At 58.3% G+C, this 18,359-nt stretch carries 17 protein-coding genes, 1 tRNA gene and 1 pseudogene; 10 read left to right on the top strand and 9 right to left on the bottom strand.

Annotated elements, in window-relative coordinates; all coding sequences use genetic code 11:
• Nucleotides 1-28: 28 nt before the first annotated feature.
• Nucleotides 29-1,378, bottom strand: a complete 1,350-nt coding sequence (locus ACPF7Z_RS01430) for a DUF2333 family protein (RefSeq protein ID WP_425191373.1) — start codon at nt 1,376-1,378, stop codon at nt 29-31.
• 255 nt (nt 1,379-1,633) lie between these two features.
• On the opposite strand from ACPF7Z_RS01430, the gene aroQ reads away from it, so the two are divergent.
• From aroQ to purH, 7 genes are all read left to right on the top strand, one after another.
• Entirely contained in the window at nt 1,634-2,083 is a 450-nt protein-coding gene (gene aroQ, locus ACPF7Z_RS01425; protein ID WP_425191372.1) for a type II 3-dehydroquinate dehydratase, read from the top strand.
• 37 nt (nt 2,084-2,120) lie between these two features.
• On the top strand, nt 2,121-2,588 hold the full coding sequence (accB, locus tag ACPF7Z_RS01420) for an acetyl-CoA carboxylase biotin carboxyl carrier protein (protein WP_425191371.1): 468 nt from the start codon (nt 2,121-2,123) through the stop codon (nt 2,586-2,588).
• A gap of 15 nt (nt 2,589-2,603) precedes the next feature.
• Nucleotides 2,604-3,947, top strand: a complete 1,344-nt coding sequence (gene accC / locus ACPF7Z_RS01415; protein WP_425191370.1) for an acetyl-CoA carboxylase biotin carboxylase subunit — start codon at nt 2,604-2,606, stop codon at nt 3,945-3,947.
• A gap of 2 nt (nt 3,948-3,949) precedes the next feature.
• Nucleotides 3,950-4,861 (top strand): 50S ribosomal protein L11 methyltransferase, encoded by a 912-nt coding sequence (prmA, locus tag ACPF7Z_RS01410; protein ID WP_425191369.1) that lies wholly within the window; start codon nt 3,950-3,952, stop codon nt 4,859-4,861.
• Between the two features lie 82 nt (nt 4,862-4,943).
• Nucleotides 4,944-5,966, top strand: coding sequence for a tRNA dihydrouridine synthase DusB (gene dusB, locus ACPF7Z_RS01405; RefSeq protein WP_425191368.1), 1,023 nt, complete (start codon nt 4,944-4,946; stop codon nt 5,964-5,966).
• A complete protein-coding gene (gene fis, locus ACPF7Z_RS01400) occupies nt 5,963-6,256 on the top strand; it encodes a DNA-binding transcriptional regulator Fis (RefSeq protein ID WP_425191367.1) in 294 nt (97 codons plus the stop codon). Before dusB ends, fis begins: the two co-directional genes overlap by 4 nt.
• A gap of 77 nt (nt 6,257-6,333) precedes the next feature.
• Complete coding sequence (purH, locus tag ACPF7Z_RS01395) at nt 6,334-7,938, top strand: bifunctional phosphoribosylaminoimidazolecarboxamide formyltransferase/IMP cyclohydrolase (protein ID WP_425191366.1); 1,605 nt, start codon at nt 6,334-6,336, stop codon at nt 7,936-7,938.
• An 88-nt stretch (nt 7,939-8,026) separates the two neighbouring features.
• On the opposite strand, the gene ACPF7Z_RS01390 is transcribed toward purH, so the two are convergent.
• The 3 genes from ACPF7Z_RS01390 to folE form a co-directional block, all read right to left on the bottom strand.
• The gene (locus ACPF7Z_RS01390; protein ID WP_425191365.1) at nt 8,027-9,484 is read right to left on the bottom strand and encodes an NAD-dependent succinate-semialdehyde dehydrogenase; all 1,458 of its coding nucleotides are present in this window, start codon (nt 9,482-9,484) and stop codon (nt 8,027-8,029) included.
• Nucleotides 9,485-9,524: 40 nt separating this feature from the next.
• On the bottom strand, nt 9,525-9,995 hold the full coding sequence (locus tag ACPF7Z_RS01385) for a DUF4190 domain-containing protein (RefSeq protein WP_425191364.1): 471 nt from the start codon (nt 9,993-9,995) through the stop codon (nt 9,525-9,527).
• Between the two features lie 109 nt (nt 9,996-10,104).
• A complete protein-coding gene (folE, locus tag ACPF7Z_RS01380; RefSeq protein WP_425191363.1) occupies nt 10,105-10,662 on the bottom strand; it encodes a GTP cyclohydrolase I FolE in 558 nt (185 codons plus the stop codon).
• Between the two features lie 387 nt (nt 10,663-11,049).
• On the opposite strand from folE, the gene ACPF7Z_RS01375 reads away from it, so the two are divergent.
• On the top strand, nt 11,050-11,484 hold the full coding sequence (locus ACPF7Z_RS01375; RefSeq protein ID WP_425191362.1) for a hypothetical protein: 435 nt from the start codon (nt 11,050-11,052) through the stop codon (nt 11,482-11,484).
• Between the two features lie 65 nt (nt 11,485-11,549).
• Here ACPF7Z_RS01375 and ACPF7Z_RS01370 read toward each other — a convergent pair whose 3' ends face one another.
• The 3 genes and pseudogenes from ACPF7Z_RS01370 to ACPF7Z_RS01360 all read right to left on the bottom strand — a co-directional run.
• Nucleotides 11,550-12,536, bottom strand: a complete 987-nt coding sequence (locus ACPF7Z_RS01370) for a serine/threonine protein kinase (protein WP_425191361.1) — start codon at nt 12,534-12,536, stop codon at nt 11,550-11,552.
• Between the two features lie 53 nt (nt 12,537-12,589).
• Nucleotides 12,590-13,057, bottom strand: a complete 468-nt coding sequence (locus ACPF7Z_RS01365) for a ComF family protein (RefSeq protein WP_425191560.1) — start codon at nt 13,055-13,057, stop codon at nt 12,590-12,592.
• Nucleotides 13,058-13,105: 48 nt separating this feature from the next.
• A pseudogene (locus ACPF7Z_RS01360) lies at nt 13,106-13,282 on the bottom strand (double zinc ribbon domain-containing protein); the annotation flags it as partial.
• 168 nt (nt 13,283-13,450) lie between these two features.
• On the opposite strand from ACPF7Z_RS01360, the gene ACPF7Z_RS01355 reads away from it, so the two are divergent.
• A tRNA-Leu gene (locus ACPF7Z_RS01355) sits at nt 13,451-13,535 on the top strand.
• An 895-nt stretch (nt 13,536-14,430) separates the two neighbouring features.
• Nucleotides 14,431-15,246 carry a DUF1206 domain-containing protein gene (locus tag ACPF7Z_RS01350; RefSeq protein ID WP_425191360.1) on the top strand — a complete coding sequence of 272 codons (816 nt, stop codon included), beginning with the start codon at nt 14,431-14,433 and terminating at the stop codon, nt 15,244-15,246.
• Between the two features lie 25 nt (nt 15,247-15,271).
• On the opposite strand, the gene cobA is transcribed toward ACPF7Z_RS01350, so the two are convergent.
• Nucleotides 15,272-16,162 carry a uroporphyrinogen-III C-methyltransferase gene (gene cobA / locus ACPF7Z_RS01345; protein ID WP_425191359.1) on the bottom strand — a complete coding sequence of 297 codons (891 nt, stop codon included), beginning with the start codon at nt 16,160-16,162 and terminating at the stop codon, nt 15,272-15,274.
• Between the two features lie 170 nt (nt 16,163-16,332).
• Entirely contained in the window at nt 16,333-18,264 is a 1,932-nt protein-coding gene (cysN, locus tag ACPF7Z_RS01340) for a sulfate adenylyltransferase subunit CysN (RefSeq protein ID WP_425191358.1), read from the bottom strand.
• Nucleotides 18,265-18,359 lie beyond the last annotated feature (95 nt).

Genomic DNA, 18,359 nt, shown 5'->3' with positions numbered 1-18,359 from the left:
GCCCTTCATGATTGCTTGGAGATTGGTCTTACTGCGGTTCTTCTTCCGACATCGGCGGTGCGACTGGAGATTCGGGCGCCGCTTCAGCAGGCTCAGAAGGTGTTATATCCTCGTCGTCGCCTGGCCCAGGTGCCGCTATATCCTCAGTGCTTGGCACATCCGCCGACGGGCTTCTTGATACGGGGTCCTTGGCTGTCTCTTGCGGTATTTTATCGCTCTGCGTGTCTCCGGATACCGTCTCATCGGCCTTGTCACCGTCGCCGGCGCCCTTATCCGAGGGAGCGCTCTTCTCTTCAGAGCTTGCCGGCGATGACGCGGTGTTCGCCGGTGACTGATCAACTGGCTGAGTATCCGCGGATGGTTCATCCTGCCCCTTGGCCGGCTTGACCTCTACATTTTCGACGCTCTGCGCTAGCGCGTCGGTGAGCCGCGCGGCAGTCTGGGTATAATTCGCCAGTAACAAGGAGTGGTTGGCAAACATGCCGAAACCTTTCCCGTTAAGTACCATGGGGCTCCACAGACGACGCTGAGCCAGCTTGAGCTCGGCGATCACGCGGTCGAGTGTTTCGTTACCGTCGGCCTTGGCAACGATGTCAGCGTAATCGTGCTTCACCGCCTGCAGGTAGTGCAGCAACGCCCAGGTTTCACCTCGCGCGGTAAAGAAGGTGTCATCGATGCGAAGCCATGGAGTGTCCTCAGGCAATGCGCTTTCGTTGACGCCTAACTTACGTAGCGCCTCGGGATCGTCAATACTGGCTGACAGGCGCTCGGTAATCCCATCGAGACGCTGCCCGGTCTTGCGTAGCCACTGCGCCAAGGGGCCGCCGTTGTCGGCAAAACCGGTCATCCCCTGGTTGGTGAAGCTCGATAGGTAGCCATGTAGCGTGGTGAGCGCACGCCTGTAATGCTTCTCCGCCCCCGGATAGAGCCAGTCGCGACTGTCGCTATCCAAGGCGTCTGAGGCGTCGCTCAACAAGGACGTGTCACCCGCCCCGAAGGCGGGTAGCGTTTGGGTCAGCAAACGCGCTTGAGTGAGCACGCCATATTCCCAGCTCGGCATGTTGTCCAGCCATACCCCCGGCAGCAGCTTATCGTTGCGCAGGTACCCCCCGGGCTTGTCGAGCAATGTCTCGATCGTCGTGGCCAGTGTCGCCGTCATGACTGTTCCGCGCGGCGCTGGAGCCGTCGGATGCTGACGCTGTTCGAGCACTGCATGAGTGACATCGAAATTGTCCGGGCGTTGGCTCCACCAGATACCAAGCCCTAGGCAGACCACTAGATAGAGCACCAGGAGCGTCAGCAAAGGTTTCCATATCCAGCCATACTCCGGGCGTTCGAGCACATCAGTGCGATGCTTGCGCTTGCGAAAGATTGCCATATTCGCGACGTCCTCTGCGTAACGATTGATGAGTAGTTCTCTTCGAAGAGTATCCTATCATGGTGCTTTAAGCGCTTTTCCTAACACTATTCGACGGTACTCAAGTTGGAAATTCGAGTGGCTAGACAAGCGCATGCTTTTTCGTCACACTCCGCCAACGTTGGCTTATTTGGCGCCCCGGGGCGCCAACTTGCAGAATCCTGCCGCCATCTCAACAGATATAGAACAGGTTGACAGCGTCACTCAAGGACTCTCATGGCCCGAATTCTGGTACTCAACGGCCCTAACCTGAACCTGCTGGGCACTCGCGAGCCCCACGTATATGGCAGCGTCACCCTGGACGATATTCGTTTGCGCCTGACCACTCGCGCCCAGGAACGAGGCCATCAGCTCGATTGGCTGCAGTCCAACGCCGAACATGAGTTGATCGAGCGGATTCATGCCGCGCGTCACGACGCCACCGACATCATTCTGATCAACCCGGCCGCATTCACACATTCCAGCGTGGCATTACGCGATGCCCTGACCGCCGTGGCACTGCCCTTTATCGAACTGCATCTATCCAATGTGCACGCCCGGGAGCCGTTTCGTACCCACTCCTATTTTTCCGATGTGGCCGAGGGGGTCATTTGCGGTTTTGGCGCCGACAGCTATGAGCTGGCGTTGAATGCCGCTCTTCTGCGCCTAGCCCCGGCTACATCCTGATCCAATACACTCCTTTTCATTCTCAAGAGACATCACGATGGATATACGTAAGGTCAAGAGACTGATCGAACTGCTCGAAGAATCCGATATCAGCGAAATCGAGATACAGGAAGGCGAAGAATCGGTGCGCATCAGCCGTCACGGCCATGCTCAAAGCCATCCTGCGCCCATGCCTGCCTGGGCCCCTCCCGCTCATGCATCTCAGCCAGCTCCCGCCGCACCCTCGACCCCTGCCGAGTCCGATGACTCCCAAGCGCCGTCGCACCCGGCGGGTCATGCGGTGACTTCACCGATGGTCGGCACCTTTTACCGTGCCCCGGCGCCGGGCGCCAAGCCTTATGCCGAGGTGGGCCAGCGGGTCAAGAAGGGGGATCCCATCTGCATCGTCGAAGCGATGAAGATGATGAATCAGATCGATGCCGACCAGGAAGGCGTCATCGAAGCCATCCTGGTCGAGGACGGTGAACCGGTGGAATTCGACCAACCCATGCTGATCATTTCCTGACCAATGGACACCCCCATGCTGGACAAGGTACTCATCGCCAACCGTGGCGAGATCGCCCTGCGTATCCTGCGCGCATGCAAGGAACTGGGTATTCGCACCGTTGCCGTACACTCCAAGGCCGACCGTGAACTGATGCACGTGCGACTGGCCGATGAAGCGGTATGCATCGGCCCCGCTCCTTCGGCCCAATCCTATCTCAACATTCCGGCACTGATCAGCGCCGCCGAGGTGACCGATACCAGTGCCATTCATCCCGGCTACGGTTTTCTTTCCGAGAATGCCAATTTCGCCGAGCAGGTCGAACGCTCGGGATTCGTGTTCATCGGCCCGCGGGCCGACACCATTCGCCTGATGGGCGATAAGGTCAGTGCCATCGCCGCCATGAAGGCCGCCGGCGTACCGACGGTACCAGGCTCGGACGGCCCACTGCCCGACGATGACGACGACGCAATACTCACCACTGCCGAGCGCATCGGCTATCCGGTCATCATCAAGGCCGCGGCGGGAGGGGGTGGACGCGGGATGCGCGTCGTGCATAGCAAAGCGAATCTGCTCTCCTCGGTCAGTGTGACCCGCAACGAAGCCAACTCGGCCTTCGGTGACGGCACGCTGTACATGGAGAAGTTTCTCGAACATCCCCGCCATGTCGAGATCCAGGTACTCGCCGATGGCCAGGGCAACGCCATCCATCTTTATGATCGCGACTGCTCCTTGCAGCGCCGGCACCAGAAGGTGCTCGAGGAGGCACCGGCCCCCCATATCGATCCGGATGCTCGGGCCAAGGTGCTCAAATCCTGTACCGATGCCTGTATCGAGATCGGTTATCGCGGCGCCGGCACTTTCGAGTTTCTGTATGAGGATGGTGAATACTTCTTCATCGAGATGAATACCCGGGTGCAGGTCGAGCATCCCGTCACCGAGATGGTCACCGGGGTCGATATCGTCAAGGAACAGCTACGCATTGCCTCCGGTCTGCCGCTCTCGATCAAGCAGGACGACGTCATACTCCATGGCCATGCCTTCGAGTGCCGTATCAATGCCGAAGACTCGCGTACCTTCATGCCCTCGCCGGGCAAGGTGACGCTCTATCACGCCCCGGGCGGTCTTGGTGTGCGCATGGATTCGCACCTGTATACCGGTTATACGGTGCCACCCCACTACGACTCCTTGATCGGCAAGCTGATCACCTGGGGGGAGGACCGCAGTATCGCGCTGACCCGTATGCGCAACGCACTGGATGAGCTGCTGGTTGAAGGCATTCGCTCCAACATCGATCTGCAGAAGGACCTGGTGCGCGATACCCATTTTCAGCAAGGCGGTGTGAATATCCACTATCTTGAGAAGAAACTCGGTAGCTGATCATGCCTTGGCTACAGCTCAAGGCGCGCGTCGCCCCGGAACAGGCCGAGACCCTGGAGGAACTGTTGATCGCCGAGGGAGCCTCGGCGATCACCCTACAGGACGCTCAGGACGACCCGGTGTTCGAGCCCGATCTGGGCACCACGCCGTTGTGGCAGGAAACGATACTAACCGGCCTGTACGACGATCTCGATAATATCGACGCCATGCTGGAGCGGGTACACCAGGCCTGGACCTTGGCCATCGACGATGATCCTTGCCCCACGATCGAGTACGAGCTGCTCGATGATCGTGACTGGCAGCGCGAATGGATGGATGGCTTCACACCCTTGCAGATGGGCAAACGGCTGTGGATCGTGCCCAGCTGGCATGAGGCACCGGACCCGCTGGCGGTGAATCTGCTACTCGATCCCGGTCTGGCTTTCGGTACCGGCACTCATCCGACCACGGCGCTGTGCCTGGAATGGCTCGATGAACTTGCGACAAGAACACCTCTTGAAGGCAAAAGCGTGCTCGACTTTGGCTGCGGTTCCGGCATTCTGGCCATCGCCGCACTCAAGCTGGGTGCCGCTGATGCCTTTGGCACCGATATCGACCCCCAGGCGCTCATCGCCAGTCGCGACAACGCCCAGCGCAACGGCATTGCCGAGCCACGGCTCAGGCTGTACTTGCCGGATCAACTGCCTGCCGGGGTGGAGGACATCGTCGTGGCCAACATCCTCGCCGCCCCCTTGATCGAGCTTGCGCCGATCATTGCCGCCAGGGTAGCAACGGGCGGCCATCTGGCACTATCAGGCATTCTGGCCAAGCAGGCCGATGAGGTACTCGAGGCCTATCGCAACCAGGGCCTGCAGATGGATGTGCCCGTGGAGCGTGAGGGCTGGGTTCGTTTGAACGGTTATCGTCGCGTCTGATGGTCTAATTAAAATGGCCTTCAATCTTGGCCTGACGGTGGGTATCATAGCTCCCCCTTCAAGTCCGAGATTCTGAATCACGATGCCCGCTACTGCCCGCGTCGAGCCGCTTGCCATTGGCCCCTATCGCTTGCCCAACCGGGTAGTGCTGGCGCCCATGGCCGGGGTCACCGATCGTCCTTTCCGTCAACTGTGTCGTGCCTTGGGTGCCGGCCTGGTGGTGTCGGAGATGGTTACCGCCGATGCGACACTGTGGCATACCCGCAAGTCGCGTTCGCGCCTCGACCATACTGGAGAGCCTACTCCGCGGGCCGTTCAGATCGCGGGCGGCGAGCCTCGCATGCTGGCCGATGCCGCACGGCTCAATGCCTCACGCGGTGCTCAAATCATCGATATCAATATGGGTTGTCCAGCCAAGAAGGTATGCAACAAGGCGGCGGGCTCTGCGCTTCTAAGGGATGAGCGCCTGGTTGCCGAGATTCTTCAGGCGGTAGTGAGTGCCGTTGATATCCCGGTAACGTTGAAAATACGCACCGGTTGGTGCAGTGAAAGCATCAACGCTCGGCGTGTGGCTCGGCTCGCCGAGGAGAGCGGCATTCAGGCCCTTGCGGTACATGGCCGCACCCGAGCACAACGCTATTCGGGTGAGGCAGAATACGAGACCATCGCTGCCATCAAAGCAGCGATCAATATTCCCGTATTCGCCAATGGCGATATCGCATCACCGGAGAAAGCCGCCCAAGTCCTGGACTATACTGGTGCGGATGCGGTGATGATCGGCCGCGGCGCTCAGGGTAATCCATGGATATTTCGTCAGGTCGATCATTATTTGCGCACCGGCAAACATCTCCCCGCGCCTAGTTGGGCAGAGCGAGTACGTGTAATGAGTCAACATCTCGACAACCTCTATGCGTTCTATGGTGATTACATGGGTGTGCGTATCGCACGCAAGCACATCGGCTGGTATTTGAGCGCTTGTGAAAACGCCAAGCCGCTCAGAGCACACTTCAATACCTTGGAAACTCAGGACGATCAGCATCGTTTCGTCGAATCGCTGTGTCGACAAATGTATTCAACGTCCACGGAGGGGATCAGTGCCGCATGACTAGCTCAGCTTTCTCAACCACTCACGTGATCGATGAATACACCAGCGCCTCACCCTGTCGCAAGCAAACCCTGCGCGAGGCAGTGGATGACGCCATGCAGTCCTATTTTGGCCATCTCGATGGCGGTTCGGTCAGCGATCTCTACGCCATGGTCATGACCGAAGTCGAAGTGCCATTACTCAGTGCCGTCATGGCATATGCCGACGGCAATCAGACCCGTGCTGCCGACATGCTAGGGATGAATCGAGGCACGCTGCGGAAGAAGCTCAAGCAGTACGATCTGATCTGATCAACCATTTCCAATATGCCTTTTCGGGGAGCCGGCAATAGGCTCCTTATCCTCTCACTCCGTCATAGTGGACTCTCATGGCCGCCCCCTCTCACTCCCCCTCTTCCGAGCCTTCTCGACTGCCGGTGCAACGAGCATTGATCAGCGTCTCCGACAAGACAGGCGTCGTCGACTTCGCCCGTGGCCTGGCAAGCCGCGGCGTTGAGCTGCTGTCCACGGGGGGCACCTATCGACTGCTCAGAGAGCATGCCATCAACGTTATCGAGGTATCCGAGCACACCGGTTTCCCGGAAATCATGGGAGGACGGGTCAAGACGCTCCACCCCACCATTCATGGCGGTATTCTTGGGCGCCGGGGCCAGGACGATGACGTGATGGCGGAACACGGCATTGCACCTATCGATCTGGTGGCGGTGAACCTCTATCCCTTTGCCGCCACCGTCGCCCAACCCGACTGCACCTTGATCGATGCCATCGAAAACATCGATATCGGCGGCCCAGCCATGCTGCGCGCCTGCGCCAAGAATCATGCCTACACGACAGTGGTGGTCGATAGCCAGGATTATGCCCGAGTGCTGGATGAGTTGGACGCACACGACGGAACGGTCAGCGATGCCACGCGCTTCGACCTGGCGGTCAAGGCCTTCGAGCATACCGCCGGCTACGATGGCGCCATCGCCAACTATCTCGGCGGCATCGGCCAGGACGGCGACATCCTCTTCCCGCGTACCTACAACCTGCAATTTCACCGCAAGCAGTCGATGCGTTACGGCGAGAATCCGCATCAACAAGCAGCGTTCTATGTCGAGGCGGATGCCCGCGAAGCGAGTGTCGCCACCGCTCGGCAACGTCAGGGCAAAGCCTTGTCCTTCAACAATGTCGCCGACACCGATGCCGCCTTCGAATGCGTCAAGGCCTTCGCCGATACCGCCTGCGTGATCGTCAAACACGCCAATCCCTGCGGCGTGGCGCTTGGCGAAACCCCACTGGCCGCCTACGAGAAGGCCTTTGCCACCGACCCGACCAGTGCCTTCGGCGGTATCATCGCCTTCAACGTACCTCTTGATGCCGCCACGGCCCGAGCTATCATCGACCGTCAGTTCGTCGAGGTGATCATCGCCCCGGGCGTCAGCAAGGAAGCGGCTGCCATCGTCGCCGAAAAGGCCAATGTACGCCTACTCGATGCCGGCGACCACTGGCCCGGCGAACGTGAGCATGCCCATGACTTCAAGCGTGTCACGGGTGGGCTACTGGTCCAGGATCGCGACCTGGGCATGGTCGGGCGCGACGAACTCGAGGTGGTCAGCGAACGCGTGCCTTCCGAACAGGAACTCCTCGACCTGGCCTTCGCCTGGAAGGTTGCCAAGTACGTCAAGTCCAACGCCATCGTCTACGCCAAGCAGGGCCAAACCATCGGCGTCGGCGCGGGTCAGATGAGTCGCGTCTACTCGGCGCGCATCGCCGGCATCAAGGCCGCGGATGAGGGGCTCGAAGTACCCGGCTCGGTCATGGCATCCGATGCCTTCTTTCCCTTCCGTGACGGCATCGATGCGGCGGCCGACGCCGGTATCACAGCGGTAATTCAGCCCGGCGGCTCGATGCGTGATCAGGAAGTGATCGATGCCGCCAACGAAGCGGGGATTGCGATGGTGTTTACCGGGATGCGTCATTTCAAGCATTGAGATTGGCTCAAAAAACGGAGCGGCTAAAGACCGCTCCGTTGATTATTGCCAATCGTTAACACAGCATGATCGAGCGCAGCGCGCTCCCTCACCCCAGATCGATGCACAGATACTTCGTTTCCAGGAACTCCTCCAACCCTTGATGACCGCCTTCGCGGCCCAGGCCGGATTCCTTGACACCGCCGAAGGGTGCCGCCGCATTTGAAATCAGGCCGGTGTTGATGCCGATGATGCCGTATTCCAGCGCATCCGACACATGCCAGACACGACTCAAGTCTTTCGAGTAGAAATAGGCGGCGAGCCCGAAGGGGGTGTCGTTGGCCATGGCCACCGCGTCCTCTTCATCATCAAAGGGAAATACCGCCGAGAGCGGGCCGAAGGTCTCTTCCTTGGCGACCAGCATGTCCTGGCTTGCGTTGCTCACCAGGGTGGGGGTGAAGAAGTTACCTCCCAGCGGGTGCTGATGCCCCCCCAGCAATAGTTCGGCGCCCTTCTCCACGGCATCATCGATATGCCGACCGACTTTCTCGACGCCATGGCTGTCGATCAGCGGGCCGATATTGACGCCCTTCTGGGTACCATCACCGACTTTCAATTCACTGTTCATCGCAGCCGCCAGTTTCTCGCAGAAGGCGTTCACGACGCTCGACTGGACAAGGAAACGATTGACGCACACGCAGGTCTGGCCGGCGTTGCGGAACTTGGACGCCATGGCACCGTCCACCGCCGCGTCCAGGTCTGCATCCTCGAACACGATGAAGGGGGCATTCCCGCCCAATTCCAGGGAAATCTTCTGAATATGCTGTGATGCCTGAGCCATCAACGAACGCCCGACTTCGGTGGAGCCGGTGAAGGTGATCTTGCGCACCACCGGCGACTCGGTGAGTGCAGCGGCGATTTCGCTCGCGGTTCCCGGTACCACATTGAACACCCCGCGTGGCACTCCGGCACGCTCGGCCAGAAGGGCCATGGCGGTGGCCGAAAACGGTGTCTGGCTCGCCGGTTTGACGACGATCGGACAGCCGGCAGCGAGTGCCGCTCCCACCTTGCGGGTGATCATTGCCGCCGGGAAGTTCCAGGGTGTGATGGCCCCCACTACACCCACCGGCTGCTTGGTCACCACAATGCGCTGATTCCCCTTTGCCGCCGGCACGGTCTCACCATAGACGCGGCGCGCCTCCTCGGCGAACCAACGCAGGAAACTTGCCGCATAGACGATTTCACCGGCGGCTTCCTTGAGCGGCTTACCCTGTTCCAGCGTCATGATCAAAGCCAGTTCGTCCTGATGTTCGAGCATCAGGTCGTACCACTTCATCAGGATATCGGCACGCTCCTGTGCGGTCAGTGCGCGCCAACTTGGAAAAGCAGCCTCGGCAGCATTGATGGCGCGTTCGGTTTCAGCACGACCCAGGCGTGGTATCGTGCCGATGGTCTCGCCGGTGGCTGGATTGTCGACCTCGATCTGTTCGCCACTATCCGCTGCAACCCAGGTGCCGTCGATGTAGGCAAACGGACGAAATAGTTGGCAATTCTGCAAGGATTCCATGGCATCCTCCTTCCGTGATAATGATCGCGAAAGCAATCATTCAAGAGTGTGACTCTGTGTGGCCATCGCTTGGACGGTCATGTCCTGTGCTTGGCCCGCGCGACTCGGTGGCTGGCTCTACCAACAAGGATAGCGTAACCACGCTCAAAGCCAGGGCAATCGCCGCCCAACAGAAACCTCGACCCTTATAGTGTTGCGGCGACCGGCGTATCTGACGCAGCCCTAACAGAGCGAACAGGATGGCGAACGCGCCCATCAGCGGCGCCAGGGTATCGAAGAACAATCCAAGCATGGCGGTGACGATAGCCGTGATGGCCCAACTGGCATGACGCTGCTCACCGTTGGTCGTCACCTTGTACAGGGCGCGTCGCTGCTTTTCGGGCCGGTTGAATACCTGAATCGCCCGACCTTCTCGTACGTCGAAGCGCACCTCGATGTCGGGCCTGGGCAATCCGCGTCCTCGCCACTCGATCAAGGAAAAAAGATAGCGCTGACCGTCCGAGGCCCTCACGGCGCCCTCCTGCGTGTCGTCATCGAATGAGACGATGGTGCCCTCCAAAAGCAGCACTCCTTACGCTAAATGGGCCTTCATGCTACGGGGTTTGTCCATGGGGTGAAACTCAGCGGCCGTTGACCAGCATCAAGAATTCCTGGCGCGTGGCCTGATTCCCGCGGAAACTGCCCAGCATCACCGAGCTGGTCATACTGGAATTCTGTTTCTCGACACCGCGCATCATCATGCACATATGACGCGCCTCGATGACCACGGCCACACCTCGAGCATTCGTGACTTCCTGCACCGCATCGGCGATTTGCCGAGTGAGATCTTCCTGAATTTGCAGGCGGCGAGCGTACATATCGACGATGCGCGCAAATTTCGACAACCCCAGCACCTTGCCACCCGGCATATAGGCGATATGGCATTTGCCGATAAACGGCAACATATGGTGCTCACACAGTGAGTAGAGCTCGATGTCCTTGACTAGCACCATCTCGTCGGTATTGGAAGCAAAGACCGCACCATTGACCAGCTCTTCGAGCGTCTGGGTATAACCATGGGTGAGGAATTGCATTGCCTTGGCGGCACGCATTGGCGTATCGCGCAGGCCTTCCCGCTCCGGGTCTTCACCGAGACCGGCTATGATTTTGCGAAAATGGTTGGCGAGTTCTTCAGTCATCGATTCGGCCTGCTGCGTTGTCGCCCTGGGGCTTTAGCGGTATACATTGGATATCGGTTCAGCGATGGATTCTAGCGCAGTCGGATTGCTTGTGCAGCGTCGATGCAGTGGCCTGCCTGCTCACCGCAAGCGACAACCTGTCACAGCCGGCGTGTACCAGCCCCACAGCGCCTATGCTAAAGTGCCCATCACTCATTTACCGTCCTGGACGGGATCTCAACCCCCTCGACGAGAACGATCGACATGTTGAAAAAAATCGTCTGTTTTTGCCTGACTGGAATAGCGTTGCCCGTCTTGGCCGCGCAAGCGACCCTCGACCTACCCGCTGATATGCGCATCGATGTTCAGGTGATAGACCAAGTCACTTTGAGCGATAATGAAAAAGCCATGACGGATGTCCTGCTGCGGCCGGTGACCAGAGATGAGGCCGATTCCACACAGCCTCTCCCCCATTACTGTTTGATTACCGCCAATGCACGTCTGAACGATCGGCGCGTCCGACTCACCACCGAATCGGTCACCTGCATCGATGCCGAGGATGATTCCCCGGCCATTTATAGTGGCGAACTCTCCGCTGCAGCCTTCGAACGCGACGGTGATTTCGGCCTTGATGTCTGCACGAACGAGCAGGATGGCCAGTGTCGCAAGGCCGTCATCGATCCCGATCATCATTTCCAATTGAATGTTAGTGAGGCCACTAGCATCAGCGCTCAGGATAATCCCTCGGAAGAACTCAACCGTCAGCGTCGCCAGGTAGACGGTGAAGGTATCGCCAACCCAGTGCCCGCTGATCGCCCCAATCCAGATATGAATTCCCAGTAACCCCTCTGCAGCCTCCTCGCAACGGTGATGCCACCGTTGCGAGGTTACCTGTCAAAATACGCCACTCAGGCTAGCCATTGGGGGTTATCCAGCGCCAAACGCTGTTGTTCCAGTATGCGGATATGCTGGTCCCAGTAATCTTCACTGGCGACCCAGGGAAAAGCACGCGGGAATGCAGGGTCCTGCCATCGTGCTACCAACCAGGCACTGTAGCGCATCAGGCGTAGCGTACGCAGCGGCTCGATCCACTCCAGCTGACATCGGTCAAAAGGCATATGCTCCTCGTAACCCTCGAGTAGTTCGCTGAGTTGCAGACGCAGTTCCGAGTCATTCTGCGCAGTCAGCATCATCCATAGATCCTGAACCGCGGGGGCCATCATACAATCATCGAAGTCGACCAGCGTGAAGTCGTCGTCGCGGCCCAGAATATTGCCCAAATGGCAATCACCGTGCACACGAATGGCCGCTTGGTCAGGCCATACCTGGTGTGACAGCGACTGCTGCAGCGACTCGCTTACCCGAGCGTAGGCCCGTCGCTGGCGGCGGTTGAGCCAGTTGCCTGCCAGCACGTCCTCACGGCTGCTTGCCGCGAGGGCAAGCGGTTCCATTACCGGGCGGGCGGCAAACGCATGACGACTCGACACCGCATGTAGACGACCAATCAACTCGCCCAGGGCAAACAGATGGCCAGGATTGTCCAGCTCCGGAGCCTGCCCCGGGACATGAGGGAAAAGTGCAAAATAAAAGCCGTTGGCCCGATGCAGGCTGTCACCTCGGCTGTCCCGCCAAGGTGCCGCGACAGCGACTCCCGCCGTTTTCAGCTCATCCAGAAAGACGTGCTCTTCACGCAATTGCGCCTCGCTCCAGCGATCGGGACGATAGAACTTCGCAATCCAACGTTGCCGTTCATCGTCACTGAGCATGAAGACGCGGTTTTCATAACTGTTCAGCGCAAAGGGTTCACCGGACACCCAAATACCGAGGCTCTCGATCGCATCGACGATGCGCGCAGGCATTAGACTATTAAATGGATGCTGGTTGGCAACGACCATGATCGTTCCGTTCCTCAGATTGAAATGGCCCTCATGCTAACAGATCAAGGGGTTCATAGCGGCGTACGTGCTGCCGCCCAGGCCTCGACATGAATGGCACCGGCCTTGCGACAGGTCTCGGCCAAGGCATCCAGTGAAGCGCCCGTGGTCATGATGTCATCAACAACAGCGACATGCGCCGGCAAAGCAGCCTCAAGGCCGAACGCATCCTGCACATTGCGCAAACGTGCGCGACGATCAAGCCCTCGCTGAGTCGGGGTACATCGAATACGTCTTGCCATCAGACAAGGTATTTCCAATCGTCTCGCCAATTGCTGCGCCAGCCACACCGCCTGATCGAAGCCGAACTCCTTGGCCCGTACAGGATGGCGCGGCACTGCGATTAACATCTCGGGACATTCTTCACGGGGTAGTCGACTCAGGGAGGCGAGCATCAAGTCGACAAGTAACGCTCCAGCGCGGGGCTCCCCGGCAAACTTGAAGCGTTGTACCAATGCCGCCACTGCCCCTTCGTAGCGCAATCCCACTCGTGCAACATCATAAGACGGCGGGGTTTTCAGGCAGCGACCACACAAGGGCAGAGCAACATCGGCCAGAGGCTCCGCGCACTGACGGCAAGAATGTTGGTTCCATGGGAGTGTCGTGAAGCAGTCATCGCACCAGGGTTGGTGGAGAGCCGCTTGCGCCAAGCAAAAAGCACAATGTCCTGACAACAAGTGTCGCAGCGCGAGATCCGCGCGCAGCATCGATCTAATGGTGAGGTTTTTACCTTTGCAGAATAGCGTGGCAGCGCCTTTCATTTTTATGCAGTCATTTATATGCCGTCATCGATATACTGTCGTTGCCGTAGAAATTCAGATACCGGATTGACTTGGCACTAGGCGTCCGTACAATACTCACGGTTCTTGCCCGCAGCGGATGTGGTGGAATTGGTAGACACGCTAGATTTAGGTTCTAGTGCCGCAAGGCGTGGGAGTTCGAGTCTCCCCATCCGCACCAGTACGGTTTCTTTGTCTCTTCAGAACTGCCTATCATAATGACTTGGCCGCCCTGAGCCTCCCACACCGTTTATTGACACCACTTATCGTAAAGGTTTTGGCGATCGGGATGACCGGTACGCGACCACTCGGGTGCATCGAACATATCCTGCATTCGCCATTCGTTTACCGCCTGGCAATATCTTTCTTGTTGCGGGGTCAATGGTATGGTGGCTTCAGCGCCGGAATTGACAAATGCCAATACGAGACCGAGGAAGATGACTACCCCTCCCAAGCACATGACAATTTTCATCTTATTTAACCCTATTTATCCCAAATCCCCGAATTCAGAACCTAAACCCACTTCTTGCAAGGTTACCCAAGCGAACGCGCTGGAAAAATAGGGTAACGAGGCATTTCATACGCCAATTACACTTATTGACTAATGACGTAAATTTATTGTTTCGGCTACCTAATACCTTCTTCCCTACCTGTCGGGTCCCGCGTGATTAATCACGCGGGACCCGACTATTAGAAGACCACATTGACTCTGCTGTTTGTCTCGTCATTGCATACATTTATTCTCTTCAATCGCCAAAAGTTATTACTCATTTTTTACCTGTACATAATCCATGGCATCAAAGCATGATTCGTTGCTTCCCATGGAGCGCTCGACCTCATCGGGCGGCAATCAAAGCAGGCCAATATCGTAATGCTATAAGATTTAAGCAGTTGTTCACGCAGCATTGACTTCCTCCAGATTGGATCATCCTGCTGGAATCGCTGGCATCAAGTAGTCTCTCAGCTATCCTTTGCTGTAGGCTTTATCATAGAGAACAGGAAAATGGACGTTGCTATTTAGCCTGCACAGGCTTTATTAGCCTTTCTATAAATGACTCATATAAAATGGAGTTCTTGTGAAATCGGCCGCTTCCACTAATGAAAATGCGATTGCCCTCCTGGCTCGGTGCGGTTATGCCGCCAAGGGAGTCGTTTATCTGATCGTTGGCGTGCTTGCTTCCATGGCCGCTTTTGGGCTGGGGGGCAAGAATATCGGCACCAAGGAAGCAATCACCCAGATTGCTGGTCAACCCTTTGGTAGTATCTTGCTCGGGCTGATGGCGTTTGGGCTGTTCGCCTATACCCTATGGCGAATCGTGCAGGCCTTTTACGATACCGAGGATGCGGGCAGCGGATTCAAGGGTATCGCGGTACGGCTCGGTTTCGTCATTAGTGGCCTGGTCTACGCGAGCTTGGGGATCTATTGCATCGATCTACTGCTCAACGCTTTCGCGTCATCGGGGGACGGCAGCTCGACCCAGGATCGCACCGCCAAGATGATGAGCAACCCGGGCGGCATCTATCTGATATTCGCCGTGGGCATCGTCTTCATGGGTGTTGGCATTCGTCAGATCGTGCGTGCCGTGAAGCGCTCCTACCTCAAGAATTGGCACATGATCGAGATGAACGAGACTCAGCGTAAACTGGCCGAAGGCGCCACTCGCTGGGGTCTGTCGGCGCGTGGCGTGGTCTTCATCATCATCGGTGGCTTCTTGTGTGTCGCTGCCTGGCAAACAGACCCAAGCGAGGCGCAGGGTCTGGGCGGGGCGCTCAACACTTTGGCTGGCCAACCTTTCGGTCCTTGGTTGCTGGGCATCGTCGCCCTGGGATTGGTCGGCTATGGCATCTATTGCTTCGTCAATGCGCGCTTTCGTGACGTAAGCACCAATTGATCACAATATGACCAATAGCACGTCATCAGGCGCTGTGGGCGTTATCCATTGGAGTAGGATGTTTGCCATGCTGCCAGCCTTGGCTGGCAGCGCTATCGCCGGTGAACCAGGCAAGCCGCGCCTGCAGCGACACTACGCTACCCACGATGATCAGTGTCGGTGGGCGTACCTGGTCACGTTCCAGGCTGGAAGGCAAGGTGGCGAGCGTGCCGACATGGACCTTTTGGCGAGCCGTGGTGCCTTGCTCGATCAGCGCCAGTGGCGTATCGCCGAATAAACCATGTGCCTGGAGCCCGCGACGAATCTCGTCGAGGCTGCCCAAGCCCATGTAGAACACCAGCGTCTGGCCAGGTCGCGCCAGAGTCTCCCAATCGAGATTGCAGCTACCGTTGCTGAGATGCCCGGTGACGAAACGCACCGACTGGGCATGGTCGCGATGGGTCAGGGGAATACCCGCGTAGGCGGCGCAGCCCGAGGCAGCCGTCACTCCAGGCACGACCTCGAAAGCGACCTGGGCGTGTGCCAACGTCTCGAGTTCTTCACCGCCACGACCAAAGATGAAGGGATCGCCGCCTTTCAAGCGCACCACCCGCTTGCCCTGACGCGCCCAATCGACCAGTGCTTGATTGATGCTTTCCTGGGGCAAGCTATGCTGGGAGCGTGCCTTGCCGACATACAGGCGCTGCGCCCTAGGGTTGGCCAGTGCCAGTATTTCCTCGCTGACCAGCCGGTCGTGCAGGATGGTGTCAGCGACCTGCAGGCGCTTGAGCGCCTTGAGGGTCAGCAGGTCAGGATCCCCTGGTCCGGCACCCACCAGACACACCTGTCCCCGCGGAAAATCCCGCAGCAACTGCAATTTGGCACTACTCCTGGCGGATGAGATGGCAACATTCGGCATAGCGATATCAGAGGTCATGGTAATGGGTTCCGGAACAACGAAGACATATTCTATTTTGGAAATAAAAAACGCTTCTTTATAGCTTAAAGTAAATATTTTTTAGCTGCCTGACCAGTAACCTCTGATTTGATGCTTATAACGCTTCACCACGAACCGCCTGCCTACAGGATCAAGGCCAGAGACCGCGCCTAGAAAAACTGCCTGACGAGCTGGCTGATGATGTCGTTGGGATTCTGGGTCGCGGTGTTCACTGTCGCCTCTGCGGCCTTGGGCACCTCATAAGGGCTATTGATCCCCGTAAAATCCTTGATCTTCCCCTGGCGGGCCTTTTGATAAAGGCCTTTGGGATCGCGCTGTTCGCAGATGTCCAGTGGCGTATCGACGTGTATCTCGATGAAGCCATTGTCATCAAACAGCCGCCGGGCGTTGTCCCGGTCACTGCGAAACGGCGAGATGAAGGCGGTGATCACGATGATGCTGGCATCACAGAACAGCTTGGCAAGCTCGCCGACACGGCGGATATTCTCGGCACGATCCGCCTCACTCATGCCCAGATCCCGGCACAAGCCATGACGGATGTTGTCCCCATCCAGCAGCATGGTGTGATAGCCGCGACGATTGAGCTCCACTTCCAGGGCATTGGCCAGGGTCGACTTGCCGGAACCTGAAAGCCCGGTAAACCAGATGCACTTGCCACTATGACCCGAGACTCGCGCCCGCATGCTTGGGGTGATGCTCGTTCGATTCCATACCACATCGGCCTTGCTGTCGTGGTTGCGATATTCGTAAGGCAGTTCGGTATCCGGCGTCCGATGAATCATTCCGGCACCCACGGTCACGTTGCTTAGCCGGTCGATGACGATGAAGCTGCCGGTGCCCGGGCTCCGGCGGTAGTCGTCCAGCGGCAGCGGCGCGGTGAATTCCACCCGGCAACGACCGATGGCGTTCAGGTCCAGATGATCGGCGTTCCTATGCGCCAGCGTATTGACATCGATCTGGTAGTCGATGGCACTCACCTGCCCCGCCAGCTCCCGAGTGGCCAGCTTGAAATCAAAGCGCTTGCCGAGCTCCAGCGGTGTCTCGTGCATCCAGACGATATCCGCCTCGATGGTATCGCACAGCGTCACCTGCGCCTCTGCATCCACCAGCCAATCGCCTCGGGAAACATCGATCTCGTCGTTCAAGGTGACGGTGATCGCCTGGCCCGGAGTGGCCAGTTCCAGATCGCCATCGAAGGTGACGATGCGCTCCAGGGTGGTGGCCTGCCCCGAGGTCAGCGCCTTGACCGCCTGCCCTGGACGCAGCGTGCCGGCGGCCAGGGTGCCGCAGTAGCCACGAAAATCGAGGTGCGGGCGGTTGACGTACTGCACCGGCAAGCGCAGATCGCTGAGGTTCTGATCGCGGGCGATCTCGACGGTTTCGAGTAGCGTGAGAAGTGGTTCTTTCTGATAGTCGCCGACGAAATACCAAGGGGTATGCTCGCTCTTGTTGACGACGTTGTCGCCGGTCAGGGCCGACAGCGGAATGAAGCGGATGTCCCGGGCGCTGAGGTTGTCGGCAAAGTCACGGTAATCGGCGACGATCTCGTCGAAGCGCGCCTGGGAGAAATCGACCAGATCCATCTTGTTGACCGCGATCACCAGGTGCTGGATGCCCAGCAGATCACAAATGAAGCTGTGCCGGCGGGTCTGAGTCTGGACGCCGTAGCGCGCGTCGATCAGGATCACCGCGAGGCTCGCGGTGGAGGCGCCGGTGGCCATGTTGCGGGTGTACTGCTCGTGGCCCGGGGTGTCGGCGATGATGAACTTGCGCTTGTCCGTGGAGAAATAGCGGTAGGCCACGTCGATGGTGATGCCCTGCTCGCGTTCGGACTGCAGGCCGTCCACCAGCAGCGCCAGATCGACATTGTCGCCGGTGGTGCCGCTCTTCTTCGAGTCTCGGGCAATCGCGGCGAGCTGGTCCTCGTAGATCATCTTGGAGTCGTGCAGCAGCCGGCCGATCAGGGTCGACTTGCCGTCGTCCACGCTGCCGCAGGTGATGAAGCGCAACAGGTCCTTGTTCTCCTGCATCGTGAGATAGGCGTCGATATCCTCGGCGATCAGGCTGGATTGGTGAGCCATTGGCGTTTTCCTTTAATCTGTCGCGTAGACGGCTAGAAATAGCCTTCTCTTTTCTTGCGTTCCATGCTGCCGGACTGGTCATGATCGATGGCCCG

The sequence above is a fragment of the Halomonas sp. GXIMD04776 genome (genome assembly GCF_049808615.1).
Lineage (GTDB): Bacteria > Pseudomonadota > Gammaproteobacteria > Pseudomonadales > Halomonadaceae > Modicisalibacter.
Note: the sequence above shows the minus strand (reverse complement) of the source record. Positions and strands in the feature narration are given on the sequence as shown.

What these genes read in the sequence shown, in the direction of transcription:
- ACPF7Z_RS01430 (WP_425191373.1), bottom strand. Translation starts at nt 1,378, where the DNA reads ATGGCAATCTTTCGCAAGCGCAAGCATCGCACTGATGTGCTCGAACGC.
- aroQ (WP_425191372.1), top strand. Translation starts at nt 1,634, where the DNA reads ATGGCCCGAATTCTGGTACTCAACGGCCCTAACCTGAACCTGCTGGGC.
- accB (WP_425191371.1), top strand. Translation starts at nt 2,121, where the DNA reads ATGGATATACGTAAGGTCAAGAGACTGATCGAACTGCTCGAAGAATCC.
- accC (WP_425191370.1), top strand. Translation starts at nt 2,604, where the DNA reads ATGCTGGACAAGGTACTCATCGCCAACCGTGGCGAGATCGCCCTGCGT.
- prmA (WP_425191369.1), top strand. Translation starts at nt 3,950, where the DNA reads ATGCCTTGGCTACAGCTCAAGGCGCGCGTCGCCCCGGAACAGGCCGAG.
- dusB (WP_425191368.1), top strand. Translation starts at nt 4,944, where the DNA reads ATGCCCGCTACTGCCCGCGTCGAGCCGCTTGCCATTGGCCCCTATCGC.
- fis (WP_425191367.1), top strand. Translation starts at nt 5,963, where the DNA reads ATGACTAGCTCAGCTTTCTCAACCACTCACGTGATCGATGAATACACC.
- purH (WP_425191366.1), top strand. Translation starts at nt 6,334, where the DNA reads ATGGCCGCCCCCTCTCACTCCCCCTCTTCCGAGCCTTCTCGACTGCCG.
- ACPF7Z_RS01390 (WP_425191365.1), bottom strand. Translation starts at nt 9,484, where the DNA reads ATGGAATCCTTGCAGAATTGCCAACTATTTCGTCCGTTTGCCTACATC.
- folE (WP_425191363.1), bottom strand. Translation starts at nt 10,662, where the DNA reads ATGACTGAAGAACTCGCCAACCATTTTCGCAAAATCATAGCCGGTCTC.
- ACPF7Z_RS01375 (WP_425191362.1), top strand. Translation starts at nt 11,050, where the DNA reads ATGACGGATGTCCTGCTGCGGCCGGTGACCAGAGATGAGGCCGATTCC.
- ACPF7Z_RS01370 (WP_425191361.1), bottom strand. Translation starts at nt 12,536, where the DNA reads ATGGTCGTTGCCAACCAGCATCCATTTAATAGTCTAATGCCTGCGCGC.
- cobA (WP_425191359.1), bottom strand. Translation starts at nt 16,162, where the DNA reads ATGACCTCTGATATCGCTATGCCGAATGTTGCCATCTCATCCGCCAGG.
- cysN (WP_425191358.1), bottom strand. Translation starts at nt 18,264, where the DNA reads ATGGCTCACCAATCCAGCCTGATCGCCGAGGATATCGACGCCTATCTC.